This window comes from Umezawaea sp. NPDC059074, from assembly GCF_042738955.1.
Classification (GTDB): domain Bacteria; phylum Actinomycetota; class Actinomycetes; order Mycobacteriales; family Pseudonocardiaceae; genus Umezawaea.
The window spans coordinates 41,123-50,011 of record NZ_JBHYHC010000066.1; the positions used below are offsets into that span (position 1 = coordinate 41,123).

The 8,889-nt window shown below is 69.7% G+C and carries 8 protein-coding genes; 7 read left to right on the plus strand and 1 reads right to left on the minus strand.

The window, feature by feature from the left end; genetic code table 11:
- The first annotated feature begins 12 nt into the window (after positions 1-12).
- Complete coding sequence (locus tag ACFWW9_RS27195) at positions 13-2,211, plus strand: ATP-binding protein (protein WP_390383663.1); 2,199 nt, start codon at positions 13-15, stop codon at positions 2,209-2,211.
- Between the two features lie 818 nt (positions 2,212-3,029).
- Here ACFWW9_RS27195 and ACFWW9_RS27200 read toward each other — a convergent pair.
- Complete coding sequence (locus tag ACFWW9_RS27200) at positions 3,030-3,584, minus strand: YceI family protein (protein WP_390383665.1); 555 nt, start codon at positions 3,582-3,584, stop codon at positions 3,030-3,032.
- A gap of 174 nt (positions 3,585-3,758) precedes the next feature.
- Between ACFWW9_RS27200 and ACFWW9_RS27205 the strand changes: the two genes are divergently transcribed.
- The 6 genes from ACFWW9_RS27205 to ACFWW9_RS27230 all read left to right on the plus strand — a co-directional run bounded on the left by ACFWW9_RS27205 (position 3,759) and on the right by ACFWW9_RS27230 (position 8,761).
- On the plus strand, positions 3,759-4,598 hold the full coding sequence (locus ACFWW9_RS27205; protein ID WP_390383667.1) for a helix-turn-helix domain-containing protein: 840 nt from the start codon (positions 3,759-3,761) through the stop codon (positions 4,596-4,598).
- Positions 4,599-4,658: 60 nt separating this feature from the next.
- Positions 4,659-5,267, plus strand: a complete 609-nt coding sequence (gene pgsA / locus ACFWW9_RS27210; protein ID WP_390383669.1) for a phosphatidylinositol phosphate synthase — start codon at positions 4,659-4,661, stop codon at positions 5,265-5,267.
- On the plus strand, positions 5,264-6,190 hold the full coding sequence (locus ACFWW9_RS27215) for a phosphatidylinositol mannoside acyltransferase (protein ID WP_390383671.1): 927 nt from the start codon (positions 5,264-5,266) through the stop codon (positions 6,188-6,190). The genes pgsA and ACFWW9_RS27215 overlap by 4 nt, the downstream gene beginning before the upstream one ends.
- Positions 6,187-7,320 carry a glycosyltransferase family 4 protein gene (locus ACFWW9_RS27220; RefSeq protein ID WP_390383673.1) on the plus strand — a complete coding sequence of 378 codons (1,134 nt, stop codon included), beginning with the start codon at positions 6,187-6,189 and terminating at the stop codon, positions 7,318-7,320. Before ACFWW9_RS27215 ends, ACFWW9_RS27220 begins: the two co-directional genes overlap by 4 nt.
- Positions 7,317-8,315 carry an NUDIX domain-containing protein gene (locus tag ACFWW9_RS27225; RefSeq protein WP_390383675.1) on the plus strand — a complete coding sequence of 333 codons (999 nt, stop codon included), beginning with the start codon at positions 7,317-7,319 and terminating at the stop codon, positions 8,313-8,315. The genes ACFWW9_RS27220 and ACFWW9_RS27225 overlap by 4 nt, the downstream gene beginning before the upstream one ends.
- A 200-nt stretch (positions 8,316-8,515) precedes the next feature.
- Positions 8,516-8,761, plus strand: a complete 246-nt coding sequence (locus ACFWW9_RS27230; RefSeq protein WP_390383677.1) for a helix-turn-helix transcriptional regulator — start codon at positions 8,516-8,518, stop codon at positions 8,759-8,761.
- Positions 8,762-8,889 lie beyond the last annotated feature (128 nt).

Below are 8,889 nucleotides of genomic sequence, written 5' to 3' on the forward strand. Positions count from 1 at the left end.
CACACTGCCGGGGTGACCCACAACGACTTCTCGGGTGCCTCGTACGGCACCGTGGTGCAGGGCCAGGACATCACCCTGTCCCTACCTGCCGCGCCACCGGTCGCGATGGCGGGCTTGCCCGCGCAGTCGGTGTTCGTCGGCCGGGAGCGTGAGCTGGGGTTGTTGACCGACGCGCTTCGCCAAGCGGGCTCCGACCAGGCGGTGGTCGTCTGGTCCCTCGGTGGGCTCGGTGGTATCGGCAAGACGGCGCTGGCTGTACGGGCTGCCCAGCACGCGCTGCGGGAGGGTTGGTTCCCCGGTGGTGTGGTCATGGTCAACCTGCGCGGCTACGACCCGCCAGGCGAACGGATTTCGGCGTCGTCGGCGTTGGCCAGCTTGCTCGGGGCGCTCGGCGTGGTGGGGCAGCACATTCCCGCGGGGCTGGAGGATCGTGCGCGGCTGTGGCGCTCGGTGCTTGCCGAACGTGAGAAGACGTTGATCGTCGCGGACAACGCGTCCAGCGCCGACCAGGTGCGGTCGCTGTTACCGGGTACGGCCGAGCACCGCGTGGTGATCACCAGCAGGCACCGGTTGGCCGACCTCGGCGGGGCGAGGTTGCTGGACCTGGACGTGTTGTCGCCCGCCGAGGCGATGCTGGTGCTGGCCGACGAGTTGAGCGCGAGCGATCCGGAGGACCGGCGGTTGCGGGACGACCCGGTGTCGGCCCGCGCCGTGGTTCGGTTGTGCGCGGGATTGCCGCTGGCCGTGCGGATCGCGGCGGCGTTCCTCGTCGCCGATCCGGGGAGGTCTCTCGCGGAGTACGCCGAGGGATTGGCCGAGGATCACAAACGGCTCGTGGAACTCGACTACGGCGGCAGTTTCGCCGTGCGTGCGACGTTCGACACGTCCTACCGGCACCTGGACGCTTCCCAAGCCCGCCTGTTCCGGTTGATCGCGCTCAACCCCGGCCCGGAGATCGGAATCGCCGCGGTGGCCGCCGCGGTGGGGACCGACGTGTCCGAGGTCGGGAGACCGGTTCGAGAACTGCTGCGAGCACACCTGTTGCAACCCGGTTCGGCACCTGGTCGCTACCGCATGCACGACCTCGTGCACCTCTACGCCGCAGGTGAAGCCGCGTGTGACGAGGAGCGCGACGCCGCGATCACCCGACTTCTCGCGCACTACCGGGGCTCCCTTGCCTCGTACTGCAGGACGCAGGACGCAGACGACGAGATGTACGGCTACTTCCTCAACTGGGGGCAAGCGCTGACGTGGGTAGACACCGAACGCGTGAACCTGGTGGCCGGCATCGGCTTGGCGTTCACCACGGGTCACTTCGCGGACGTGCTCGAGATGACCTTGCTGATGTTCCAGTACCTCGAGGTGAGACACCACTGGGACGACCTGCACTCGACGCACGCCTTGGCCGTCGAGGCCGCACGGCACCTCGATGACAAGGCCCGCATGAGCTTCATCCTGACCAACATCGGCACTGCTCACCGGAGGGTGGGGCGGTTCGACCAAGCGGTGAGCCGTTACCAGGACGCCCTTGCGATCAGTCGGGCCGGAGGAGATCGCCTGGGAGAAGCGAGGGCGCTCAACTTCATCGGCCAGGTGCACCGGGACATGGACATGCCCGCGGAGACGATCGACAGCGTCCAGCAGGCCCTCGTGATCTTCCGCGCTCTGGGCAGCCGGTTTCTGGAGAGCTCGGCCCTGCACAACCTCGGGGTCGCTCATCGCCTGCTCGGACGTCACGACGAAGCCATCGCATACCACCTCGCGGACATGGCCATCTGCCACGACCTGGAGATGCGGTTCGAGGAAGGGCGGGTGCTCGACCACCTGGGACTGGTCTACCGCGACATGGGCCGGTTTGCCGAGGCGGTGGACCACCACCGGCAGAACCTGGTGATCAGCCGTGAAGTCGGAGACGAAACCGGTGAGTTCCGCACCCTCGCCCGACTGGGGGTGACCTACCGGGAGTGGGGACGCTGGGACGAAGCGGTCGCCTGCCTGCGGGAGGCGGTGCGCTACTTCGACCGGATCGGCGACCGCTACCTCCAAGCGGGGGCGCTGGTGGACCTCGGCCTGGCGCACCTGCGCTCCGGTGACGAGGACGAAGCGCGACGTGTCTGGGAGGACGCGCTGGAGGGGTACGAAGCACTGCCTGGAGTCGGTCCGGAGACCGCCGCCGAACGGGTGCGCGCGTTGCTGGACGCGAACGCCTGACAGCGCGCGAACTCGAATGCTCAACAGGGATGGGAAAGCGGACTCGGTCACCGGGACCCTCGAATGCGCATTTCTCTCGTTGTGGAGATCCACAACGAGTCGTCCGGCGCGGTCGCTGGCATCGTGGTGCGGGTGCCCGTGGTCTTGCCAGCCGCGCTTCCGATCGCCATGGCGGGATCGCCCGCGCAGTCGGTGTTCGTAGGGCGGGAGCGAGAACTGGGATTGCTCGTGGTGCACTGCGCGCGGCGGGCGAGAAAGCGGTCGTCGTCTGGTCATCGAGTGGGTCTTGAGGCGTCGGCAAGTCCGTGCGGGCCGTCCAGGACGCGTTGCGCGAGGGCTTGTTGCTCGGTGGTGTGCTGATGGCGAGCCCGCGCGTCTACACCTGTCCACCGACCGGGCAACGGCGTCCGCCGAGTTGACCAGTCTGCTCGTCGGACTGGGACGGGTTTGCCGTTGGCGGCCCAAGCGGTCGTCCGCGGCCTGGCGATAGGACTGCCGAAGCGATGACCCTCAACCACTTGGGCAAGGCCCACCGCTGGGGGCCGGGCCTTGAACGAACTGTGCGTGCTTTACCGGAAGGGGACAGGTTCGATGAAGTCAGAGCGCATGGGAGGGCCGCACTGGCGACGTTGAGCTCCCCCGGCTGCGTCGGCCGCAGAAGTGCGGGCTTTGCTTGCCACGAACGAGTGATGTTGGCCTACTCGTTTAACCATGTGGGGCAGAGAGATTCCACGAAAGAGTGACAACGAGTACCCGATAGGCGGATCAAGGCAAACGAAAGGGCCCCGATGGCGGTCGGGGCCCTTTCGCGTTCTCGGTCAGGACTGGAGGACGGCCTCGATGTCCAGGGAGATGGTGATCTTGTCGCCGATGACCACGCCGCCGCCGTCGAGCGGCATGTGGATGTCGACGCCGAAGTCGTTGCGGGAGATCTCGGTGGTGGCCTCGAAGCCCACGCGGGTGCCGCCGTAGGCGTCCGGGCCGAAGCCGTTGAGCTGCAGCTTCAGCGGCACGCTCTTCACGACGCCGTGCAGGTCGAGCTCGCCGTCGAGGATGAAGTCGTCGCCGTCGGCGCGCAGGCCGGTGGAGCGGTAGGTCATGGTCGGGTACTTCTCGACCTCGAAGAAGTCCGCGGACCGGATGTGGTTGTCGCGGTCGGGCTGGTTGGTGTCGATGGACGCCAGGTCGATCGTGGCGGTCACGGACGAGTCGGCGGGGTTCTCCGCCGTGGTCAGGGTGCCCTCGAAGGTGCGGAAGGTGCCGCGGACCTTGCTGACCATGAGGTGCCGGACGCTGAACGCGACGGTCGAGTGTGCGGCGTCGATCGCCCAGGTGCCGGCGACGTAGCCGGGGATCTGGATGGCGGTGGTCATGGCGGTGTCCTCCGTGGTGCGGGTCTAGGGGTTCTTGTTGAACATAAAACTACAACGCTTGAAGTTTAAAGTGATTCCCCTATGTGGGCTGGATCACTCTATGAGATCGGGTGATCGCGTACAGACCCGGTTGGCTGATCGTCAAGTGCCATCCCACTCGATACGGTGCGATTCATGACCGCACCCGAGCGCTCGAGGCTCGCGCGAGATCGACTCTCCCGTGAGTTACGCAGGCTGCGGACCGAGGCCCGGATGACCGGTACGGCCACGGCGCAGGCGACCGGTATGAGCCAGTCCAAGCTTTCCAAGATCGAGAACGGCATGCTGCTCCCGTCGGTCATCGACGTGGAACGCCTGGTGGCCGAGTTATCCGCGACCAGGGAAACCAGAGTCGAACTGGTCGAACTGGCCCGCCAGCTGCACGCCGAGGCCGAGACCAGGCGGGTGGTCCTGCACCGGGGGGCGCACCGCCACCAGCAGACCGTGGCCCGCATCGAGGCCCGCGCGACCACCAGCCGCTTCTTCCAGCTCGCGGGCGTCCCGTCGCTGCTGCAGAGCGAGAGCTACCTCCGCGTCGTCCTGGCCGCCACCCCCGGCCGCGAGCAGGACTCGGCCGTGACCACCCTCCGCGCCCGACGCGCCCGGCTCGACGACCCGAACAAGAAGTTCGTGTTCCTGCTCAGCGAGAGCGCGCTCCGGTGGCGGATGGGGTCGGCCGACCTCATGTGCGACCAGATCGACCACCTGTCCCAGACCATGCGCCGACCCAACGTCTCGCTGGGCGTCATCCCGTGGTCGGCGGACGCGAACCTCGTTGCGCTGCACGGGTTCCAGGTCTACGACGAGCGCGTGGTGACGATCAGCGTGCTGACCGGGAACGCCACCATCACCGACCCGCACGACGTCCGCGAGTACGTCGCGCTGTACAGCAGGCTGGAGCGCCTCGCGGCGCGCGGCGACCAGCTCGAGGCGCTGCTCGCCCGGATCTCCAGGGACCACCGGCAGCTCGGCTGAGCTGGGCGGTTACGCTGCCGTGGACACATCGTCCCCGCCGGTAGGTGCAGTCGCAGCCCCATGCTGAACATCTTCGCTCGCGCTTCGGTCTCCCGCGTCACCGATCCCATCGGGGCGTGGCTGGTCCGACTCGGGCTCACCCCGAACTCCGTCACCGTGCTGGGCACCCTCGGCACGGTCGCGGCCACGCTCTGGTTCTTCCCACGGGGCCAGCTCTTCGTCGGCACGCTCGCGGTCACCGCGTTCGTGCTGTTCGACCTGCTCGACGGCGCCATGGCGAGAGCCCAGGGCAGCGGCACGCCCTTCGGCGCCGTCCTCGACGCCAGCTGCGACCGCGTCGCCGACGGGGCGCTGTTCGCCGCGCTCGCCTGGTACGCGTTCGACACCGGCAACCGCTGGCTCGCCGCCGCGTCGCTGGTCTCGCTGGTCGCGGCGCAGGTCGTGTCGTACGTGAAGGCCCGCGCCGAGGCGTCCGGCCTCAGCGCGGACGGCGGGCTGGCCGAACGGGCGGAGCGGCTGATCATCGTGCTCGTCGGCTCCGGCCTGTCCGGGCTCGGCGTGCCCTACATCCTGGACGTGGCGCTGTGGCTGTGCGCGGTGCTCACCGCCGCGACGGTCGTGCAGCGCCTGCTCTCGGCCCACCGGTCCGCGACGGAGGTCGTCGGATGAGCATCGGGGAAAGACTGGTCGTGCTCGGCTACTCGGCGGGCTGGAAGCTCGTCCGGGTGCTGCCCGAGCGGTGGGTGGCCGCGGTCTTCGACTTCGCCGCGGACCGCGCCGCCAAGCGCCACGGCCCGAGCACGCGGCAGTTGCGCGCGAACCTGTCGCGCGTGGTGCCGCAGGCGGGCGAGGAGGAGCTGGACGAACTCGTCCGCCAGTCGCTCCGGTCCTACGCCCGGTACTGGCGCGAGGCGTTCCGGCTGCCGTCGATGGACCTCAAGGCCGTCTACGCCACGTGCGACTCGCTCGTCAGCGGCCAGGAGAACCTGGACGCCGCGCTGGAGCAGGGGTCGGGTGCGGTGCTGGCGCTGCCGCACAGCGGCAACTGGGACATGGCGGGCGTCTGGCTGGTCGGCCACTCCGGCACGTTCGCCACGGTCGCCGAGCGGCTCAAGCCCGAGTCGCTGTACCGCCGGTTCATCGAGTTCCGCGAGACCCTCGGCTTCGAGGTGCTGCCGCTCACCGGCGGCGACCGCGCGCCCGCGAAGGTGCTCGCGGAACGCCTGCGCGAGAACAAGGTCGTGTGCCTGCTCGCCGACCGCGACCTCACCGCCACCGGCGTGCCCGTGACGTTCTTCGGCGAGCAGACGATGATGCCCGCCGGCCCGGCGCACCTCGCCGCGACGACCGGGGCCGCGCTGCTCCCGGTCGGCCTGTGGTTCACCGAGGACGGCTGGGTGTTCCGCATCCACCCGCCGATCCGGGTGGCGGGGACCGCGCAGGTCGCGGCCGCCACGCAAGCGCTCGCGGACGTCTTCGCGGCGGACATCGCCGCGCACCCGGCGGACTGGCACATGCTCCAGAAGCTGTGGCTGTCCGACCTGCCGGAGGGCAGGCAGCGCGCGCTAGCCCGCAGGCGGGAGTCGACGTGAGGGTCGGCATCGTCTGCCCGTACTCGCTCGACGTCCCCGGCGGGGTGCAGGCGCACGTCGTCGACCTGGCCCGCGCGCTGATCGGCCTCGGCCACGAGGTGGACGTGCTCGCGCCCGCCGACGAGGACACCGTCCTCCCGGACTTCGTCACGTCCGCGGGCCGCGCGGTCGGCATCCCGTACAACGGCTCCGTGGCCCGGCTCTCGTTCGGCCCGGTGTCGTACTCCCGCGTCCGCCGGTGGATCACCGAGCACGACTTCGACGTGCTGCACCTGCACGAGCCGACCGCGCCCAGCCTGTCGTTCCTGGCGCTCATGGTGGCGGACGGCCCGATCGTGGCCACGTTCCACACCTCGACGCCGCGGTCGAAGATCCTGGCAGCGTTCCAGGTCGTGCTCCAGCCGTTCGTGGAGAAGATCACCGCCCGGATCGCCGTGTCCGCGCTGGCCCGCCGCGTGCAGGTCGAGCACCTCGGCGGGGACGCCGTGGAGATCCCCAACGGCGTGGACGTCGGGTTCTTCGCCGACGCGAAGCCGCTGGACGGCTACCAGCGCCCCGGCGGCACGGTCGGGTTCGTCGGCCGGTTCACCGAGCCCCGCAAGGGGATGCCGGTGCTGCTGGAGGCGTTCCGGACCCTGGCGCGCGAGCTGCCGGACGTCCAGCTGCTGGTGGTCGGGCGCGGCGACGACGAGGAGCTGCTCAAGGACGCCGGGCCGGAGCTGGCCGAGCGGATCGTGCTGCTCGGGCAGGTCGACGACGAGACCAAGGCGCGCGCGCTGCGCAGCGTGGACGTGTACTGCGCGCCCAACACCGGCGGCGAGAGCTTCGGGATCATCCTGACCGAGGCGATGTCCGCGGGCGCGGCCGTCGCGGCCAGCGACCTGGACGCGTTCCGCCGCGTGCTGGACGACGGCAAGGCGGGCGTGCTGACCCCCGTGGAGGACTCCGCCGCGCTGGCCGAGGGGCTGCGCGACCTGCTCGCCGACGCCGACCGGCGGGCCGAGTACGTGGAGGTCGCCCGGCAGCGGGTGATGACGTTCGACTGGTCCGTGGTCGCGAACCAGGTGCTGCGGGTCTACGAGAGCGCCATGGCCGCCGACCCCCGTCGGGTCGTGGAGGCCTCGGAGTGAGCAGCTCGTGGTTCGCGACGACGTTGTTGATCGTCCTCGCCGTGGTCGCGCTGATCGGGCCGTGGGTGCTGGGCATGGCGAACCGGCTCGACCGGCTGCACGTCCGCACCGACGCGGCGTGGGCCGGGCTGGACGCCTCGCTGGCCCGTCGGGCCGTTGTGACCAGGACCGTGGCTCCGGTGCTCGCCCCGGACGTGGCCACCATGTTGCGCAACGTGGCGGACCGGGCCGAGCGGGCGCCGCGCGCCGAGCGGGAAGCTGCCGAGAACGAGTTGAGCGGGTTGTTGGCCGACCTGGACCGTGGCGCGTTGCCCCCGGTGCTCGCGGCCGAGCTGGCGGACGCGGAGCAGCGGGTCGTGCTGTCCCGGCGGGTGCACAACGACGCCGTGCGCGACACGCTGGCGTTGCGGAAGCGGCGGGTGTGCCGGTGGTTGAAGCTGGCGGGCACGGCGCCGCAGCCGGAGTACTTCGAGATCGCCGAACCGCTGGAGGCCGCCGAGTCGACCGTGCTGACGCCCCGCACGTCGGCGCGAGTGCTGTTGGTGGACGGGACCGGGCGGGTGCTGCTGTTCCAGGGCCACGACCCGGCGCGGCCGCAGGAGTCGTTCTGGTTCACCGTGGGCGGCGGGGTGGACGCCGGTGAGGAACTGCGGGACGCGGCCGTGCGCGAGGTGGCCGAGGAGACCGGGCTGGAGTTGGCCGCCGAAGAGCTCGTCGGGCCGGTGTGGAAGCGGCACACGGTGTTCAGCTTCGACGGGCTGAGCTACGCGGCCGAGGAGTGGTTCTTCCTGGCGGGTGGACCGGTGCCGGACCAGTTCGTGGTCGACACGTCCGGGTTCAACGACGCGGAACGGGCGACCGTGCGGCGGCACCGGTGGTGGACGGCGGAGGAGTTGCGGGCCACCGAGGAGGCGATCTACCCGGTGCAGTTGGCGGATCTGCTGCCGGAACTGCTCGGGACGTCGTGGGACGGGTCGCTGCGCGCTGTCCGGTAGGACAGGGTGATACGGCAAATGGGTGGTCGCCCGGAATGCTGGTGCGTTTTTTGCCCGGATCGGCTTTCCTGGTGTGGGGTCTTACGCCGGGGGAGGGCGTTGTGGGGGAAGCAGTCGATCAGGATGAACGTGTCCGCACCCTGCTGAGCGCGTTGGTGCGCCGGGTGCGTGAACTGGGGCCGGTGGAAGGTGGGGCCCCGGTGTTGGACGTGTCCGAGTTGGGGTTGCGGGTCGTGCTCACGCCTGCCGTGCGGGTCGATGTTGGGGTCTTGAGCCCGCGTGAGCTCCAGGTGGCGCGGATGGTGGGGATGGGGTCCACCAACAAGATGATCGCGTCGTCGTTGGGGATCAGTTTGTACACGGTGTCGACGCATCTGCGGCGGATCTTCGCGAAGTTGGATGTGTCTACTCGGGCGGCGATGGTGGCGGTGTTGGCTGGGCGGTAGGTGCTTGGTGGGTGTGTCCCCGTCCCCACCCCGCTCGCGCGAGTGTCTCCATGGACCAACCGCTTTGTCAAGGCGGGAAAGATGCCTTGACAAAGCGGTTGGTCCATGAGGGCGCTTCGGATCGGGGT